The sequence below is a fragment of the Actinomycetospora succinea genome (genome assembly GCF_004363095.1).
GTDB classification, from domain to species: domain Bacteria; phylum Actinomycetota; class Actinomycetes; order Mycobacteriales; family Pseudonocardiaceae; genus Actinomycetospora; species Actinomycetospora succinea.
On record NZ_SNYO01000006.1, the window covers coordinates 189,446 to 207,453 of the forward strand.

Annotated in this window: 16 protein-coding genes; 9 read left to right on the forward strand and 7 right to left on the reverse strand. The window is 74.8% G+C overall.

Annotated features, from left to right (window positions below):
- Positions 1-94 precede the first annotated feature (94 nt).
- Together EV188_RS21045 and EV188_RS21050 are read left to right on the forward strand one after the other, a co-directional pair.
- On the forward strand, positions 95-1,252 hold the full coding sequence (locus EV188_RS21045; protein ID WP_133828261.1) for an FIST signal transduction protein: 1,158 nt from the start codon (positions 95-97) through the stop codon (positions 1,250-1,252).
- 93 nt (positions 1,253-1,345) lie between these two features.
- Complete coding sequence (locus EV188_RS21050) at positions 1,346-1,762, forward strand: TIGR03618 family F420-dependent PPOX class oxidoreductase (RefSeq protein WP_133828262.1); 417 nt, start codon at positions 1,346-1,348, stop codon at positions 1,760-1,762.
- A 4-nt stretch (positions 1,763-1,766) separates the two neighbouring features.
- Here the strand turns inward: EV188_RS21050 and EV188_RS21055 are convergent, their stop codons facing one another.
- The 5 genes from EV188_RS21055 to EV188_RS21075 form a co-directional block, all read right to left on the reverse strand.
- Entirely contained in the window at positions 1,767-2,336 is a 570-nt protein-coding gene (locus EV188_RS21055) for a hypothetical protein (RefSeq protein WP_133828263.1), read from the reverse strand.
- Positions 2,333-3,637: a DUF6777 domain-containing protein gene (locus tag EV188_RS21060; protein ID WP_341770787.1), complete on the reverse strand. Its 1,305-nt coding sequence runs from the start codon at positions 3,635-3,637 to the stop codon at positions 2,333-2,335. Before EV188_RS21060 ends, EV188_RS21055 begins: the two co-directional genes overlap by 4 nt.
- Positions 3,638-3,790: 153 nt before the next feature.
- Positions 3,791-4,426 (reverse strand): nicotinate-nucleotide adenylyltransferase, encoded by a 636-nt coding sequence (nadD, locus tag EV188_RS21065; RefSeq protein ID WP_133828265.1) that lies wholly within the window; start codon positions 4,424-4,426, stop codon positions 3,791-3,793.
- Positions 4,427-4,454: 28 nt separating this feature from the next.
- Positions 4,455-5,918: a vWA domain-containing protein gene (locus tag EV188_RS21070; protein ID WP_133828266.1), complete on the reverse strand. Its 1,464-nt coding sequence runs from the start codon at positions 5,916-5,918 to the stop codon at positions 4,455-4,457.
- A 1-nt stretch (position 5,919) separates the two neighbouring features.
- Positions 5,920-6,747 carry an AAA family ATPase gene (locus EV188_RS21075; RefSeq protein WP_243741886.1) on the reverse strand — a complete coding sequence of 276 codons (828 nt, stop codon included), beginning with the start codon at positions 6,745-6,747 and terminating at the stop codon, positions 5,920-5,922.
- Between the two features lie 174 nt (positions 6,748-6,921).
- Here EV188_RS21075 and EV188_RS21080 point away from each other — a divergent pair, with 174 nt between their 5' ends.
- On the forward strand, positions 6,922-8,367 hold the full coding sequence (locus EV188_RS21080; protein WP_133828268.1) for an amidohydrolase: 1,446 nt from the start codon (positions 6,922-6,924) through the stop codon (positions 8,365-8,367).
- Positions 8,368-8,455: 88 nt separating this feature from the next.
- On the opposite strand, the gene EV188_RS21085 is transcribed toward EV188_RS21080, so the two are convergent.
- Positions 8,456-9,073, reverse strand: coding sequence for an MSMEG_1061 family FMN-dependent PPOX-type flavoprotein (locus EV188_RS21085; protein WP_133828269.1), 618 nt, complete (start codon positions 9,071-9,073; stop codon positions 8,456-8,458).
- A 41-nt stretch (positions 9,074-9,114) separates the two neighbouring features.
- The gene (locus EV188_RS21090; RefSeq protein WP_133828270.1) at positions 9,115-10,122 is read right to left on the reverse strand and encodes a 1-aminocyclopropane-1-carboxylate deaminase; all 1,008 of its coding nucleotides are present in this window, start codon (positions 10,120-10,122) and stop codon (positions 9,115-9,117) included.
- A gap of 56 nt (positions 10,123-10,178) precedes the next feature.
- Here EV188_RS21090 and EV188_RS21095 point away from each other — a divergent pair, with 56 nt between their 5' ends.
- The 6 genes from EV188_RS21095 (at position 10,179) to EV188_RS21120 (ending at position 17,937) form a co-directional block, all read left to right on the forward strand.
- Entirely contained in the window at positions 10,179-12,302 is a 2,124-nt protein-coding gene (locus EV188_RS21095) for a RecQ family ATP-dependent DNA helicase (protein WP_133828271.1), read from the forward strand.
- Between the two features lie 65 nt (positions 12,303-12,367).
- Positions 12,368-13,972: a glycan biosynthesis hexose transferase WsfD gene (gene wsfD, locus EV188_RS21100; RefSeq protein WP_133828272.1), complete on the forward strand. Its 1,605-nt coding sequence runs from the start codon at positions 12,368-12,370 to the stop codon at positions 13,970-13,972.
- A 49-nt stretch (positions 13,973-14,021) separates the two neighbouring features.
- Entirely contained in the window at positions 14,022-14,915 is an 894-nt protein-coding gene (locus tag EV188_RS21105) for an MOSC domain-containing protein (RefSeq protein WP_243741880.1), read from the forward strand.
- Positions 14,916-14,946: 31 nt separating this feature from the next.
- Positions 14,947-16,458, forward strand: a complete 1,512-nt coding sequence (locus EV188_RS21110; RefSeq protein ID WP_133828274.1) for an acyl-CoA synthetase — start codon at positions 14,947-14,949, stop codon at positions 16,456-16,458.
- Positions 16,455-17,153 carry a helix-hairpin-helix domain-containing protein gene (locus tag EV188_RS21115; RefSeq protein ID WP_133828275.1) on the forward strand — a complete coding sequence of 233 codons (699 nt, stop codon included), beginning with the start codon at positions 16,455-16,457 and terminating at the stop codon, positions 17,151-17,153. The genes EV188_RS21110 and EV188_RS21115 overlap by 4 nt, the downstream gene beginning before the upstream one ends.
- A 73-nt stretch (positions 17,154-17,226) precedes the next feature.
- Positions 17,227-17,937, forward strand: coding sequence for a hypothetical protein (locus EV188_RS21120; RefSeq protein ID WP_133828276.1), 711 nt, complete (start codon positions 17,227-17,229; stop codon positions 17,935-17,937).
- Positions 17,938-18,008: the final 71 nt, after the last annotated feature.

Here is an 18,008-nt window from a genome sequence, read left to right on the forward strand (position 1 = left end):
CTTCGGAGGTCGACGACAACAGCGTGGCGATGGTACTCGACCGCGCGCCGTGATGACCCCGCGCGACCGCGGTGGCCCGGCGCATACTGGTCCGATGCCGGACTACGGGGACGGGCTGGCCCAGGGCGGCGACCTGCTGGCGGCCGCCGAGAACGCCGTCGCGCAGGCCACGGCCCCTCTCGGGGGGCGGCGCCCCGACCTGCTGGCCGTCTTCGTCTGCCACCCGGATCCCGACGAGATCGCACGGGCGGGCGAGCGGGCGATGGAGGTCGCGGGCGCGCGGGTGGCCGTCGGCTGCAGCGCGGGAGGAGTGATCGGCGACGGGCGCGGCGTCGAGGCGCAGCCGGCCGTCGCGGTGTGGGCGGGCGCGCTGCCCGACGCCTCGCTGACGCCGTTCCGCCTCGACGCGCACCGCGCGGAGAACGGTCTCGTCGTCGGCGGGATGCCGAAGCGCACCGACGCCGACGAGGTCGCGCTGCTGCTCGCCGACCCCTACACCTTCCCGATCCAGGGGTTCGTCGAGCACTCGGCCGAGGCACTGCAGGGCCTGCCGCTGGTGGGCGGGCTCGCGTCCGGGCCGGGTGGAGCCGGCGCGACGCGGCTGTTCCTCGACGGCGTCGTGCACGAGCGCGGCGTGGTCGGCGTGACGATCGGGGGCGACGTCCGGGTCCGCACGCTCGTCAGCCAGGGGTGCCGCCCCGTCGGCCCGACGATGACCGTCACGGCCGCCGAGGGTCCGCACCTGCAGGGTCTCGCCGGGCAGCCCGCCTACCGCAAGCTCGAGCAGATCGTCGGCGAGCTCGACGAGGCCGAGCAGCAGATGGTGGCGCAGAGCCTGCACCTCGGGATCGCGATGGACGAGTACGCCGACGACCACCGCCAGGGCGACTTCCTCATCCGCGGCGTCGTCGGCGCCGATCCCGAGCAGGGCACGGTGACCGTCGGTGACGTCGTCGAGGTGGGGCGCACCGTGCGCTTCCAGGTCCGCGACGCCGCGAGCGCCGACGCTGACCTCGACTGGCTCATGACCCGCCACCGCGGCGACGGCGACACCGCCGGCGCGCTGCTGTTCTCGTGCAACGGGCGAGGTCGGGCCATGTTCCCCGACGCCGACCACGACGTCGCCGCGGTCCGGCGGGGCCTGCGTCCCGAGGGCGTCGCGGGGTTCTTCGCCGCCGGGGAGATCGGGCCCGTCGCCGCCCGCAACCACCTGCACGCGTTCACCGCGTCGGTGCTCGCCTTCGGCGGCTGACGACTCCGGGCGGGACCCCTCGCACGGCGCGTGACCAGCCCGTCCTACCGTGGACGGCGCCCGCGAGCCCACCACGGAGGACCACGACCACCGATGAGCGTCGAGCCAGTGCAGGCCGAGCGACTCCCCGAGGACGTCGTCTCCCTGCTCCGCGGCGCCAACCCGTGCTTCGTCGCGACGGTCATGCCGGACGGATCGCCCGAGACCACCGAGTCCTGGGTGGACACCGACGGCACCCACGTCGTCCTCAACGCCGTCGAGGGCCTCCAGAAGGTCGAGAACGTCCGCCGTGACCCCCGGGTCTCCGTCGCGATCGCCGACGCCGGGCGGCCCGGGCGCTACGTCGCCGTGCGCGGGCGGGTCGTCGAGGTGACCCCGCACGGCGCCGCCGAGCACATCGAGTTCCTCGCCCGGCGCTACCTCGGCCGGCCCTACCCCTGGCACCGCCCGGACCAGACCCGCCTGATCCTGCGGATCGCCCCGACGGCCGTGCACCGCCCGGACTCCTGAGGAGTCAGGGACTCCCCGGCACCACCTGTGCGGTCGACGCCCCGGGCGCCGACTCGCCCGCCGTCGCGAACGGCGAGCGCCCGGCGAGCCCGAGCAGGTCGGGCCGCACGAGCGCCACGCCGAGGACCGCGAGCATGCCGACGAGCAGGACGATCGTGGCGACGAGCAGCGCGCTCGTCCCCCGCCGCGCCGGTGCCCGCGGGGCGAGGACGGGCAGCGGTCCCGACCGCGGGCGGGCGAGCTCGGGGTCGGGCGGCCACGGGCCCCAGCCGTCGTCGGGACGGGCCGGGAGGAGCCGCGGGGGTGCGACGGGCGCGCTCGGCGTGACCGGCGGGGTCGTCGGCGTCGGGCGGGTGCGGGCGAACTCGCCGGGCGCGTCCGCCCAGGCCCGGGCCCTGTCGTCCATCCAGGACGGCCGGCTCGGGGCCGGCTCCGGCGGGCCGACGAGCTCGGACGGCTTGCGGGGCACGAGCGTGACGTGCCCGGGCGGCGGCAGGGTCACCGGGCCGGTCGGGGCGTCGTCGATCGCGACGTCCTCGACGGGGTCGGCGTCGAACAGACGGTGCCGGCTCACGACGCGGCCGTGAGCGTGCAGCTGCCGGAGGGGGACGTCCAGAGGCTGGTGGAACCGGTGAACGTGACGGACGAGCCGCCGCCGGTCGGTGTGACGACGAGTGACGAGCCGCTCATCTCCCAGGTCCCGGCGTCGTTCGCGTCGGAGCTGTAGGTCCCGGTGCTCGTGAACGTCAGCGTGCCGGTCGCGAACTGGCAGCCGCTGCCGGCGGTGTAGTCGCCCGAAGGCTCGCTCCCCGACGAGGTGGCCGACGTCGTCGTGCTGGACGACGGCGGCGTCGTGGTGGACGAGGACGTCGTGCGAGGCGCGAGGCCGGTGCCGCCGCTCGGGATGCTGCGCTGCTGCACGGCGCCCGGCGCGGCTCCCTCGTCCTCCGGGGCCGCCGGGTCCGCCGGCTGCTCGGCGACGACCTCGTCCGGCGCACCGTTCGAGGTCGGGCCCGTCGGTGTCGTCGTCGACGTGTCGCCCGCGGCCAGCGGCGCGGCCGCGTCGGAGTTCTCCTCCGGCCCCTGCCCCTCCGGGAAGTTGGCCTGCACGCGCGGGTTCGGACGATCGTGCTCGCCCTCGGTGCCGTGCGGGCGGTCGTGGCCGCGCCCGGTGTGGACGTCGATGATCGTGAAGTTGTTGGTGACCTGCGTGGTCTGGTGCGTCACCACGGTGATCGAGGTCGACTGGAACGAGTACCAGCGCGGGCCGACGTAGGCGACCGTGGTGAACGACTGCGGCGCGGTGAGCGGGTTGCCGCAGAAGCAGCGGGTGACGAGGTTGCCGTGCTGGTCGACGAGCACCGCGGTGCCGGCCTGCAGGACCGACGGCCAGGCCGTGACGTGCCCGCCGGACCAGCCGTGGTTGGTGACGTAGGTGTCGGAGCGCAGGACCACCGAGGTCAGCCCGTCGACGTAGCTCGAGATTGTCGAGGCCGAGGAGTCGCGCAGGCCGAGCACCGAGGCCCAGCCGGCGGCGCGGTCGGGGTGCTCGCCGAGGAAGCGGCTCAGGCGCGAGCGGTCACACACCGAGTTGCTGCCCGAGCCGCCGTACAGGCCCGGGGTGGTGCCGGAGTAGGTGCCGCCGGTGTGGGCGACGGGGCGCACGTCGGGGACGTCGGTGCCGACGCTCTCCATGAACGGGTTGGCGCCGGCCGTCGCCACCGGCTCGAGGGTGACGTCGGTCGGCGCGTTCAGCTCGCGGGCGACGATCACGCCGCCGAGCGCCGCGACGAGCATCGCGAGCACGACGATGGCGATGATCGGTCCACGGGACGCGCGCCGTGGCGGCGGCGGGCCCGGGAAGGCGGGCGGCATCAGCACCGAGATCACTCCCCCAACGAGTGCCACACCCTCGGACGGGCGGGGCGTTCGGAGTGGATCTCGCCGGGCCGACGCAGCGTGTTAGTCGACGCGCCGTCATGTCACTCGTTCGTGTGGTGACACCTCCGAACGGCGGAGGTGCTTCGACTACTCCGAGGCGACGTGCTCCGTCGGCCCGAGTACCCAGCCCTGGCCCGCCGGCCGGTACAGCCCGCGCTTGGCGATGTACTGCACGACGCCGTCGGGCACGAGGTACCAGACCGGCTCCCCCGCGGCGACGCGCTCCCGGCACGCCGTCGACGAGATCGCCATCGCGGGCACCTCGAGCAGGCTGACCGACCCGCGCGGCAGGTGGTCGTCGACCAGCTCGAACCCGGGCCGGGTGACGCCGACGAAGTGGGCCAGCCGGAACATGTCGTCGGCGCGGTGCCACGACAGGATCTGCTCGAGGGCGTCGGCGCCGGTGATGAAGAAGAGCTCGTCGTCCGGGAAGATCTTCGAGAGGTCGGCGAGGGTGTCGACGGTGTACGTCGCACCCTCGCGGTCGACGTCGACGCGGCTGACGGTGAAGCGCGGGTTCGACGCCGTGGCCACGACCGTCATGAGGTAGCGGTCCTCGGCCGGGCTCACCGTCTCGCTGTCCTTGCGGTACGGCTGACCGGTGGGGACGAACACGACCTCGTCGAGCGCGAAGCGGATCTGTGCCTCGCTGGCGGCCACGAGGTGGCCGTGGTGAATGGGGTCGAAGGTGCCGCCCATGACCCCGATCCGGCGGCCGCTCATCCGTTCAGACTAGATCGTCGTTCGCGTCTCACACCGGCAGCAGCCCCGACACCACACCCGCGAGCTGCGCGGCCGTGCGGCACTCGTGCATCGGGACGACCTGCCCGTAGCTGCGCGCCGCCGAGTCGCCGGTGCCCCACTGGGCCTGGGGCTCGGGGTTGAGCCAGTGCACGTGCCGGGCCTGGTCGGCGAGCTCGCCGAGCACGGTGAGGTTCGGGTCGCGGTAGTTGGTGCGGGCGTCGCCGAGCAGGAGCAGCGAGGTCCGGGGGCCGACGACGTCGGGCCAGCCCTCGCGGAAGCGTCCGAGCGCGGAGCCGTAGTCGCTGTGCCCGTCGAACGCGATGAGCCCGGGGCGCGCGGTGATCTCGGCCATCACGCCGCCGAGGTCGGCGTTGGGCCCGAACAGGTCGGTGACCTCCACGCACCCGTCGACGAAGCAGAAGATCCGGATGCGCGAGAACTGCTCGCGCAGGGCCTGGACCAGCATCATCGTGAAGTGGCTGAACCCGGCCACCGACCCCGACACGTCGCAGAACAGCACCAGCTCGGGGCGCCCGGGACGCGGGCGGCGGAACGCGGGGCGCATCGGCACGCCGCCGGTGGACATCGACCGGCGCAGCGTGCGGCGCAGGTCGATGGGGCCGCGACGCGCGCGTCGGCGACGGGCGGCGAGCCGGGACGCGAGGTGGCGCGCGAGCGGGGCGACGCGGCGGCGCAGGTCGGCGAGCTGCTCGGAGTTGGCGGTGAGGAAGTCGACGCGGTCGCCCTGCTTGGGCACTCCGGTGCGCGCCGCCGCCTCCCGCCCGCGGATCTCGGCGCCGCGCCGGCGGGCCTCGTCGGTGACCATCCGGCGGAACGAGGAGATGCGGTCGCGCACCTGCCGCCGCGAGACCTCCTCGGCGAACGGGCTGTCCCAGTCGGCGTCGGCGCCGCCGCGCAGGTCGGCGAGCACGCGCGCCAGCAGCGTCTCGGGCCGCACGGCGTTGAGCGCCTGGTAGGCCGACCACGTCGACGGGCGCCCGCCGCCGCCCTGCCCGCGGTCGCCGCCCCCGCCGCCCTGGCCCTGTCCCTGGCCGCCCTGGCCCTGGCCCCGTCCCACGGCGCCGAGACCGTCGACGATCGCGCGGGCGAGCTCGGCCATCGCCGCGGTGTCGCCGTCGCGCAGCAGGCCGGCGAGCAGGTCGCGCAGCGCCTCGACGTCGACCGACCCGTCCTCGGCGTAGGGCAGCGCGACCTCGCCGAGCGCGGCGCCCTGCCCGAGCGGGAACCACAGGTCGAACAGCGCGTCGAACACCGCCCGCTGCCCCGAGCGCCGCAGCATCGCCGCGGCGAGGCCCTCGCGCACCTGCTCGCGCTGCAGGAGGTCGAGCTCGGCGACCACCGCGGCGGCGTCGACCGACTCCCCCGGCCCGACCGCGATCCCCGCCCGGCGCAGCGCGCCGACGAAGTCGACGAGGTGGGCGGGCAGCCCGCCGTGCACGACGGGAGTCATCTCAGTTCAACCGCAGCTCGGCGACGGCCTTCTGCGCGTCGGCCTGGTGTTTGAGGACGACGCCGAGCGTGGAGCGCACGGTGTCGTCGTCGAGGGTGTCGAGGCCCAGCGCGAGCAGCGTGCGGCCCCAGTCGATCGTCTCGGACACCGACGGCGCCTTGCGGAGCTGGATGCCGCGCAGCACCCCGACGATGCGCACGAGCTCCTCGGCGAGGGCTTCGGGCAGCTGCGGCACGCGGGTCAGCACGATGCGGCGCTCGAGATCGGGGTCGGGGAAGTCGAGGTGCAGGAACAGACAGCGCCGCTTGAGCGCCTCGGAGAGCTCGCGGGTGGCGTTCGAGGTGAGGAGGGTGAACGGGCGCTGGTTCGCCGTGATCGTGCCCCACTCCGGCACGGTGACCTGGAAGTCGCCGAGCACCTCGAGCAGGAGTCCCTCGACCTCGACGTCGGCCTTGTCGGTCTCGTCGACGAGCAGGACGGTCGGGTCGGTGCGCCGGATCGCGGTGAGCAGCGGGCGCGGCAGCAGGAACTCCTCGGAGAACACGTCGTCGCGGGTGTCGTCCCACGACTCGCCCTGGCTCGCCGTGATGCGCAGGAGCTGCTTGGCGTGGTTCCACTCGTAGAGCGCGCGGGCCTCGTCGATCCCCTCGTAGCACTGCAGCCGCACGAGCCCCGAGCCCGTGGCGTCGGCGACCGCGCGCGCCAGCTCGGTCTTGCCCACGCCCGCGGGGCCCTCGACCAGCAGCGGCTTGCCCAGGCGGTCGGCGAGGAAGACGGTCGTCGCGACGGCGGTGGACGGGAGGTACCCGACGTCGGTGAGCCGCGTCATGACGTCGTCGACGGAGTCGAACAACGTCTTCTGGCTCACCGGCTCGGTACTCACGCGCCGCATCCTGCCCTCCGCGACCCGCGTTGTCCCGGCGATGTGGCTGATGCGGGAGGTGTCAGCGTGGCGGCCACGCTCTCGTTGAACGTCAGGGGAGCCCCCACGATCATGGAGCGCATGACGGTCCTGCTGCGCGGCGCCCGCACGCCGGGATCCACCCGCGAGATCGACGTGCGCCTCGCCGAGGGCGTCGTGGCGTCCGTCACGCCGACCGGCGAGGGCGAGGTCCGCCCCGGCGACGACGTCGTCGACGCGCGAGGCGCGACCGTCGTGCCGGGTCTGGTCGACGCGCACGTGCACTGGTCGCAGTGGGCCCAGGTGCGCCGCCGCGTCGACGTCGGCCACGCCCGCGGCCCCGAGGAGGTCGCGACGACCATGGCGGCCGCGGCGCCCGGCGTCCCGGGGCTCGTCGTCGGGCACGGGTTCCGCGCCGCGCTGTGGTCCCGCCCGCCGCACAAGGAGATGCTCGAGCGCGCCGCGCCAGGCGTGCCGATCGCGGTGGTCAGCGACGACCTGCACGCCGTCTGGCTCAGCCCCGCCGCGCTCGTGCTGCTGGGCCGCGAGCACCCGACGGGCCTGCTGCGCGAGCACGAGGCGTTCGCGCTCATGACCGAGCTGTCGACCGCCCCCGACCCCGCCGAGCTCGACCGCTGGGTCGCCGCGGCGTCGACGGAGGCGGCCGCCCGGGGCCTCACGGGCGTCCGCGACTTCGAGTACGACGACACCGTCGCCACCTGGACCCGGCGCGCCGAGCACGGGCTCGCCCTCCGCGTCGCCGCCGCCGTCTGGGAGCCGTGGCTCGACGCCACCCTGCACCGCGGCCACCGCACGGGCGACGCCGTCACCGACCTCGTGACCGTCGGCCCCTTCAAGATCCTCGCCGACGGCTCCCTCAACACGCGGACCGCCGCGTGCCACCACGCCTACCCCGACCCCGCCGACGGCCACGGCGCGCTCAACATCGACCCCGGCGACCTCCGCGACCTCATGGCCCGGGTCGCGCGCGCCGGCCTGCACCCCGCCGTCCACGCCATCGGCGACCGGGCCAACGCCGTCGTGCTGGACGCGTTCGCGCACGTCGACGGGCCCGGGAGCATCGAGCACGCCCAGCTGGTGGCCACCGAGGACGTCGCCCGCTTCGCGCGTCCCGGCCTCGTCGCGTCCGTGCAGCCCGCCCACCTGGTCGACGACCGCGACGTCGCCGAGCGCCACTGGCCCGACGTGCACGCCCGCGCCTACCCCTACGCCGACCTGGTCGCCGCCGGCGCGCGCCTGGAGCTGGGGTCCGACGCCCCGGTGTCGCCGCCCGACCCGTGGGTCGCGATCGCGGCGGCCGTCGCGCGCTCCGGCGACGAGCGCCCGCCGTGGCATCCCGAGCAGGCCCTCGACGTCGCGACCGCCCTGCGCGCCTCGTGCGGGGGACGCCTCGAGCTGCGCCCCGGGGACCCCGCCGACGTCGCGCTCCTCGACGCCGACCCGCTGCACGCCGACCCGGGAACGCTGCGGGCGATGCCGGTCCGCGCGACCGTGCTGGCCGGGCGCTTCACTCACGGTGCCGGCTGATCCCCGCCGACCGTCGGAGCGCGCCGCCGCAGCCGACACGTCGCGCGACGAAGGAGCGGGACGGGTCGTGACCGGCTTGGCGCGACACCTAGTAGCGGTTGGTGCGCGCGTCCACGCTCAGCGCCGCGTCGATCGCCGCGGCGGGCACGTGCGTCCCCGACTGGCTCTTGGCGATCCTCCCCGCCGACGGGACGTCGTCGCCGGACGGCCAGCTCGACGGGTCCCAGAGCGACGAGCGCAGGAACGCCTTCGCGCAGTGCAGGAAGAGCTCCTCGATCTCGACGACGACCGCGAGCCGCGGCGTCTTCCCCTTGACCACGAAGTCGGCGGCGAACGGCGGGTCCTCGAAGATCCGCGCGTGACCGTTGATCCGGAGCGTGTGCTCGCGCCCGGGGACGAGGAAGAGCATCCCGACCCGCGGGTGCTCGAGGATGTTGCGGAACGAGTCGAGCCGGTGGTTGCCGGGGCGGTCGGCGAAGGCGACCGACTTCCCGTCGTCGAGCACGAGCACCTGCCCGCCCGGGTCGCCGCGGGGCGAGACGTCGACGGTGCCGTCGGCGCCGGTGGTGGCGAGCAGGAAGAACGGCGAGGCCTCGAGGAACCGGCGCGACTCCGCGTCGACGTGGTCGATCCCCTTCTCCGCGATGAACGGCGGCGGGTCGGCCACGATCGCGCGCAGGGCCGCCAGGTCGGTGATCTCCGGCATCACGTGCTCCGGTGGGGAGGGGTCACTTAGGTGACCCTAACTCACGGGAAGGCGCCCGCGTAGGCGTTGAGCGCGGGCTGCCCGCCGAGGTGGGCGTAGAGCACGGTCGAGTCCGGCCCGATGTCCCCGTGCCGCACGAGGTCGACGAGCCCGGCCATCGACTTGCCCTCGTAGACCGGGTCGAGGATCACGCCCTCGAGCCGCGCGGTGAGCTCGATGGCGTCGACGGTGCTCGCGACGGGGATGCCGTAGCGCTCGCCCGCCCAGCCCTCGAGCACGGTGATCTCGTCGTCGCGCAGGTCGCGCCCCAGCCCGATGAGCTCGGCGGTGTGCCGGGCGATGCGCGCGACCTGGTCGCGGGTCTTCTCGAGCGTCGCGGACGCGTCGATGCCGATCACGCGGCGCGGGCGGTCCGACCCCGCGAAGCCGGCGACCATCCCGGCGTGCGTCGAGCCGGTGACGATGCAGACGACGACCGTGTCGAAGAAGACGCCGAGCTCGGCCTCCTGGGCCTCGACCTCGCGGGCCCACTGCGCGAACCCGAGCCCGCCCAGCGGGTGCTCCGAGGCGCCCGCCGGGATGCCGTACGGGACGCCGCCCGCGGCGCGGACCTCCTCCATCGCGCGCTCCCACGAGTCGCGGATGCCGATGTCGAAGCCGGCGGGGTCGAGCCGGACGTCGGCGCCGAGGATGCGTGAGAGAAGGATGTTGCCGACCTTGTCGTTGACGCTGTCCGGCCAGTCGACCCAGCGCTCCTGCACCAGGCGCGCCTTGAGCCCCAGCTTCGCGGCCACGGCGGCCACCTGGCGGGTGTGGTTGGACTGCACGCCGCCGATGGAGACCAGCGTGTCCGCGCCGGAGGCCAGCACGTCGGGGACGATGTACTCGAGCTTGCGGGTCTTGTTGCCGCCGTAGGCGAGGCCGGAGTTGCAGTCCTCCCGCTTGGCCCAGATCCCCGGTCCGCCGAGGTGGGCGGAGAGGCGGTCGAGGCGGTGCACCGGGCTCGGTCCGAAGAGCAGCGGGTGGCGGGGGAAGTCGTCGAGGCCCACGCGACCTGTCTACACGCGGGCGCCCCGCTGTCGGACCCCTGTGCTCTCCTGGAGCCATGACGACGGCGACCACCGATCTGCGCTCGGACGCCGAGGCGACGCTCCAGCGCCTCGCGGGTCCGGACGCCGCGCTGCGCGAGGACCAGTGGGCCGCGATCCACGCGCTGGTCGCCGAGGGTCGGCGCGCGCTGGTCGTCCAGCGCACGGGGTGGGGCAAGAGTGCCGTCTACTTCGTCGCCACAGCGCTCATCCGGGCGCGCGGCGGCGGCCCGACGGTGATCGTCAGCCCGCTGCTCGCGCTCATGCGCAACCAGATCGAGGCCGCCAACCGTGCGGGCATCCACGCCGTGACGGTCAACTCCGCCAACACCGACGACTGGCAGGACGTCTACGGCGAGGTCCAGGCGGGCGCGGTCGACGTGCTGCTGGTGAGCCCGGAGCGGCTGAACAACCCCGAGTTCCGCGACCAGGTGCTCCCCGAGCTCAGCCGCACCGCGGGCATGCTCGTGGTCGACGAGGCGCACTGCATCTCCGACTGGGGGCACGACTTCCGACCCGACTACCGGCGGCTGCGCACCTTGATCGCCGAGCTGCCCGACGGCGTGCCGGTGCTGGCCACCACGGCCACGGCCAACGACCGGGTGACGACGGACGTGGCCGACCAGCTGGGTGTTTCCAGTAGCCACGACCACGCGCTGGTGCTGCGCGGCGAGCTCGACCGCGAGTCCCTGCGCCTCGGGGTGCTGCCGCTGGACAAGGGGGCCGACCGGTTCGCCTGGCTCGCCCAGCACCTCGACGACCTGCCGGGCTCGGGCATCGTCTACACGCTCACCGTCTCGGCCGCCGACGAGCTGGCCGCGTTCCTGCGGGAACGGGGCCACCCGGTCGCCGCCTACACGGGCAAGACCGACCCCGCCGAGCGCGAGCGCGCCGAGGACGACCTGCTGGCCAACCGCGTGAAGGCGCTGGTGGCGACGAGCGCGCTGGGCATGGGGTTCGACAAGCCGGACCTCGGTTTCGTCGTGCACCTCGGGGCGCCGCAGTCGCCGGTGGCCTACTACCAGCAGATCGGCCGCGCGGGCCGCGGTGTCGAGCGCGCCGAGGTGCTGCTGCTCCCCGGGCCCGAGGACCGCGACATCTGGGCCTACTTCGCCTCGCTCGCCTTCCCCGCCGAGCCACAGGTCCGGGTCGCGCTCAGCGTGCTCGGCGACGCCGGGCGCCCGATGTCCACGGCGGCCCTCGAGCCGCGGGTGGAGCTCAGCCGGGGCCGGCTCGAGATGATGCTCAAGGTGCTCGACACCGACGGCGCCGTCCGCCGGGTCAAGGGCGGCTGGGAGGCCACCGGGCAGCCGTGGGAGTACGACGGCGCCCGTTACACCGGCCTGGCCAAGGCCCGGCGCGCCGAGCAGCAGGCGATGCTCGACTACATCGACACCGACGGCTGCCGCATGGAGTTCCTGCGCCGCCAGCTCGACGACCCGGGCGCCGCGCCGTGCGGGCGCTGCGACAACTGCACCGGCCGCCACGCCGACCCGACGATCGGCGAGGACGTGCGGGTGCAGGCCCAGACGACGCTCGACCGGCCGGGCGTGCCGCTGGCCCCGCGCAAGCAGTGGCCCAGCGGCATGGACGCCCTCGACGTGCCCCTCAAGGGCAAGATCGCGCCCGGTGACGCCGCCGAGGAGGGCCGGGCGCTGGGCCGGCTCACCGACGTCGGGTGGGGCCCGCGCCTGCGCCCGCTGCTGCGCGCCGACGACCTCGTCCCCGACGCCGCGGTGGACGCCGTCGTCGAGGTGCTCAAGGGCTGGGACTGGGCCCAGCGGCCGGCGAGCATCGTCTGGCTGCCCTCGCGGCGACGCCCGGTGCTCGTCGAGAGCTTCGCCCAGCGCATCGCGAGCATCGGGCGCCTGCCTCTGCTCGGTGCGCTGGCCGACACCGCTCCCCCGCTCTACGAGGACCCCGAGGACGACACCGAACCCGAGCAGCCCAACTCCGCCCAGCGCCTCGCCGAGGTGTGGTCGCGGCTCTCGGTGCCGGCGGGGATGGACCCCTCCGCCGGTCCGGTCCTGCTCGTCGACGACGTCGCCGACTCCGGCTGGACGCTGACGGTCGCCGCGGCCCTGCTGCGCCGCGCGGGGGCGCCGGCGGTGCTCCCGCTGGTCCTGGCCACCACCGGCTGAGCCGGAGGGCTCTGGCACGCTGCCGGGTGGTCCGGATCCGGACCGCGCGGGACCTCTGGGGGGACATGACGGCCGACACCGTGGTCGACGAGCGGAGTCCCGGGACCGCGCCACCGTCCGCCCCGGGCGGGCCGTCGGCGACGCGCCCGATCGGGACGCCCCTCCGCGTCGCGCTCGGCGTGCTGGTGGCCGTGCTGGTGGGCGGTGGCCTGCTGCTCCGGCTCGGGCTCGTCGGGGGCGACGCGATCGGCGTGGCCGACAACGGCGACGCGGTGCGCCTGGCCTGCGTCGCCGACCTGGTGCCGGACGCCACCGACGGCACCTCCGCGGGCCACGGCGTCGTCGTCACCGAGTACCGCACCGGCGGCCCCGGGTGCGCGCGCGAGGCCCCGACGACGTCGGCGGGACTGATCCTGCGGGCGACGGTCGCCGTCACGACGGCACTGGACGGGACGCCGCCCGCCCCGGACGGGTCCACCCGGTTCTCGCTGGAGTGGCTGGCGGCGGCCTACGTCGGGCTGTTCGCCCTCGGCGCCGGCCTCGCCGCTTTCGCCGCCACCGCCGGGCACCGCGCCGGCCGGGGCGTGCCGGTCGTCCTCGCGGTGATCGGCCCGCCCCTGCTGCCGCTGCTCGTCGCGCCGTGGTGGACCCGGTTCCTGGTCGCGTCGCTCAGCGAGGCGGGCGGCCTCCTCGGGCTCGCGTGGATGGCGTGGGGCCTGCTGGCGGTGGCCCTGACCCGCCCCGCGCACCGGTCGGCGCGGCTCCTCGCGCTCGGGCTGATCGCGGCGGGTGGCGTCGTCGCGGCCACCGCCAAGCCCGGCTTCCTCCCCGTCGGGCTGGCGGCCGTCGCGGCGTGCGCCGTGGTGACGGTCGGGACCCGACCCGTGCGACGTCACGCGCCCGGGCTGTGCGCGGCCGCGCTGGCGGTGGCAATCGCGGCCGCGCCGGTGATGTCCGGGCTGCGCGCGCAGGACGAGGCGTACGACGTGGTCAACGCCCACAACCTCGCGTTCACGGCCGTCCTGCCCGAGTCCGGACCGGCCGCCACGGCACCGCTAGGGCTGCGCCCCGAGGCGTTCGCGCAGGCCGGCCAGCACTTCTACCTCGACGGCGGGCGCAGCGTGCCCGGCTGGGACCAAACGGTCGGCGCCCGCCCGGAGGAGCTCCGGACCGCGGCGCGCCTCTGGGTGGCCGAGCACCCGCTCGTGCTCGCGCGCATGGTCCACCGGGGCCTGCTCGCGACGCTGCGCCCCCAGATCCCCTACCTCGCCTCGGAGACCGGCGGGCCCCGGAGGGTCGACGGCACGGTCCCGCGCCCGGCCTACCCCGAGGGCTCGCAGGTGATGGGCCCGATGTTCGTCTACCTCGACGGCCTCCCGGGCCGCTGGGTGCCGCCGACCGTCCTCGCGCTGGCGCTCCTCGCCTCCCTGCTCACCGTCGTGCTGCCCCGCCGCGCCCGCGGGTCGCCCGTCACCGTCGGCACGGCGCGGGTCGCGGGCGTCCTCGCCGCCACCGCGCTCGGCGTCGTCGTCCTCGCCGTGCTCGGGGACGGCTACTGCGAGCTCGCCAAGCACGTCTGGCTCGGGTCCTACGCGCTCGTCGTCACGGGCCTCACCCTGGTCGTGGCCGCGGTGAGCGCCGTCGCGGCCCGGCGCGCGGCCGGCTCCTGACCGACCGGCCGGTTCCGAACGCCGTGCCGCGGGTGGTATGCCCTGCGGTGTGACGATCGCCGCGCTCTACCGCTACCCCGTCAAGTCCATGCTCGGAGAGTCCCTGAGCCGCGCCGTGTTCGACGAGCGCGGGGTCGCGGGCGACCGCGCGTACGCCGTCCTCGACGTCGAGTCCGGCATCATCGCGAGCGCGAAGGTGCCCAAGCGCTGGGCGAAGCTCCTGGAGTTCTCCGCCGCGTTCGCCGGCGAGCCGGTGGCCGGGGAGGTCGCGCCGCCGGTGGTCATCACCTTCCCGGACGGCTCGACCCGCCGCAGCGACGACCCCGACATCGACCAGGCGCTCTCCGACGTCCTGGGCCGCGAGGTCCGGCTGGTCACCACCGCCCCCGAGGCGCCGAAGTTCGAGGAGCTGTGGGCCGACCTCGACGGCATGGACCGCGAGAGCCTGGCCCCCGAGCACATCATCGACGCCACCACCTCGCGCCAGGAGGACACCGGCGAGGCGATCAGCAGCTTCGACGTCGCCGCGTTCGCCCCGCCCGGGCGCTTCTACGACCTCGCGGCCCTCCACGTCGTCACCGAGTCGACGCTCGCCCGGCTCGCCGAGCTCGCCCCCGAGAGCGACTTCGACGTCCGCCGCTACCGCCCCAACGTCGTCCTCGCGGACACCGGGGACGGGTTCGTCGAGAACGACTGGCCGGGCCGGGAGATGACGCTGGGCAGCGACGTCCGGGTCGCCTTCACCTTCCAGACCATGCGCTGCGTCATGACGACGATGGCCCAGGGCGACCTGCCCGACGACCGGAACACGCTGCGCACGGTCGCGAAGAACAACCGGATCATGATCGAGAAGCCCGAGGTCGCCGGCAAGTGGGCCTGCGCCGGGGTGTACGCCGACGTGAGCGCGGGCGGCGAGGTGGCCGTGGGAGACACTCACGCCTGACGGTCCGCCCACCCGAGGAGACGAACACCCCGTGGACACCCGCTCGAGCACCGTCGACGGCGTGCTCGCCCGCAGCGCCCGGCGCAGCCCGGACCGCGTGGCGCTGCTCTTCTCGGACCGCACGTGGACCTACCGGGAGCTGGACGACGCCGTCACCCGCGCCGCCGGGTTCCTCATGGAGCTCGGCGTCGGCGCGGGTGACCGCGTCGCCACCTACGGCAGGAACTCCGACGCCTACCTGCTCGCCTTCCTGAGCGCCGCGCGGATCGGCGCGGTCCACGTGCCGATCAACTACGCGCTCACCGGCGAGGAGCTCGGCTACCTGGTCGAGCAGTCCGGCAGCCGCCTGCTGCTGATCGACCCCGCGCTCGCCGGCCCGGTCGACGCCCTCCCGACCCAGCCCCAGCAGGTCGTCCCGCTGCGCGACGCCCCCGGCTCGCTGCTCGACCGGGCGCGCACCGGCGAGATCCCGGAGCTGACGGCCACGGTCGCCGACACCGACCTCGTCCAGCTGCTCTACACGTCGGGCACCACGTCGCGGCCCAAGGGCGCGATGATGACCCACCGCGGGCTGGTCCACGAGTACGTCTCCGGCGTGCACTCGCTGGCGATGTCGGAGGACGACCGCCCGCTGCACGCGATGCCGCTGTACCACTCGGCGGGCATGCAGCTCTTCCTCATGCCCTACCTCATGGTCGGCGCCACCAACCACCTCATGGAGGCGCCGGACATCCCGGAGATCCTGCGCCGGATCGAGGCGGACGGCATCGGCGCGATCTTCCTCGCGCCGACCGTGTGGGTGCCGCTGGTCAACCACGCCGACTTCGGCACACGCGACCTGACCAGCCTGCGCAAGGCCTTCTACGGCGCCTCGATCATGCCGGTGCCGATCCTGAACCGGCTGCGGGAGGCGCTGCCCGCCCTCGGGGTCTACAACTGCTTCGGGCAGTCGGAGATCGGCCCGCTCGCGACGGTCCTGCAGCCCGAGGAGCACGACGAGCGCCCCGACTCCTGCGGGCGCCCGGTGCTGTTCGTCGAGCTGCGGGTGATCGACGACGAGGGCCAGGACGTCGAGCCCGGCGGCACGGGCGAGGTGGTCTACCGCTCGCCGCAGCTCTGCGAGGGCTACTGGGACAAGCCCGAGGAGACCGCCGAGGCGTTCCGCGACGGCTGGTTCCACTCCGGCGACCTCGTGCGGATCGACGAGCAGGGCTACATCACCGTCGTCGACCGCATCAAGGACGTGATCAACACCGGCGGCGTGCTCGTCGCGTCCCGCGAGGTGGAGGACGCGCTCTACACCCACGAGGCCGTCGCCGAGGTCGCCGTCATCGGCACGCCGGACGACCGCTGGATCGAGGCGGTGACGGCGTTCGTGGTCCAGAAGACCGACGTGTCCGCGGACGAGCTGATCCAGCACGCGCGCGGCCGGCTCGCGGGCTACAAGACGCCGAAGAACGTCCACTTCATCGACGAGCTGCCGCGCAACCAGTCGGGGAAGCTGCTCAAGCGCGTCCTGCGCGACCAGGTCCCGGGGTCATGACCGCGACGCCGCCCCGCGCGGGCAACTGGTTCACGCGGGGCGGCTGGTGGTTCTTCGTGCACCTCCTGAGCCTCGGCCTCCTGCTGCCCGTGCCGCTCGCGCACGCCGCGGTGCGGACGCGGCGGGCGGTCTACGCCGCGCTCACCGTCGGGTCGGTGGTCCTCGTCGCCAGCACCTTCGCGCTGAACCGCGCCTCGGACCGCACCCCGGACGGGCAGTTCTACGGGGTCGCGTCGACGCTCTCGACGCTCGGGCTGGTCACCCTCCTGCTCGGCGGGCTGGTCCTGCTGATCCTCATCCGGCCCCGGGTCTTCGACCGCCCCGCGGGCACGCCGGCCGGGTGGGACCGCCCGCCGCCGGACCCGGCGATCGCCGCGGCGCTGGCCGCCCGCGAGCGCCGCACCGAGGCGCGGCGGCTGGCCGCGGAGGACCCGCTGCTCGCCCGCGAGCTGCGCATCGGGCGGCCCGACCTCGCGCGGACCTACGACGACGGCGGTCTCGTCGACCTCAACACCGCGCCCGGTCCGGTGATCGCCCGCACCCTCGGGATCGCCCCGGTCCACGCCGAGCGCATCGTCACGTGCCGGACGGCGGCGGGCCGCTTCGCCGCCGTCGAGGACGTCTTCGCCTGGGCGGACCTGCCCTACGAGGTGTGGGACCAGGTCCGCGACCGGGCCGTGGTCGTCGGCCGCTGACGTCCGGCGCTACCGCGGCCGCCCGCCGTGCGCTCCACTGTCGGTGACGGGGGCACGGAGGACCGGGGGGACCATGAGCCGCGAGAAGGACCGACGCACGCCACTGCCGCAGCTGGTGGTCACACCCGGTGGGTACCGGGCCTTCGCTCCCGAGCTGGTGAAGGACCGCAAGGACCTGCAGGAGACGGTCGTCCGCAGCGAGCTCCGGTACCAGAACAACGGTCCCGAGGACTCCCTCTTCTGGACGATGACGATCGTCGGCGGCATCGGGCTCCCGCTGCTGCTCGGGACGTCCCTGCTGAGCTACATCCTCTGGTTCGTCGCCGGTGTCGTCGGCGGTTTCGTCGTGGGCGGCGTCGTCGCCGGGATCATCGGTCCCGACCGGGAGAAGGAGTACCGGCAGGAGCATCGCGACAGCGACCCCTGGGCCGAGATCCCCGCCGCGGACCCCCGGGCCGAGGTCTGCTCGCTCGCCGAGGAGATCGCCGAGACCCGGGCCTGGCAGGACGGCATCCTCGACGCGCCGCGCCACCTCGCGTCCATCGTCTGGTCCGCCGTCTCGAAGGACGCGGCCGTGAGCACCGACGAGGACGCCGAGGACGTCGCCGTCGTCACCGAGAACCTCCGCGAGCTGCTCCGCGTCGCCCGCGACCTCGACCACCGGCGCGAGTACGGCACCGCCGCGGTGGACGAGCGCATCAGCGCCAAGGAGCCGACCGCGCGGGCCCGCGCCCTGTCCGCGGAGGCCCTCGAGAACGGGCGCGCGACCCGCGACCTCCTGTAGTCGGCGCTCCTGTGCGTATCCCCTGACGGCCCCGCGCGTTCTCCTCGTGGGCAACCGATCGGGGGGTGGGC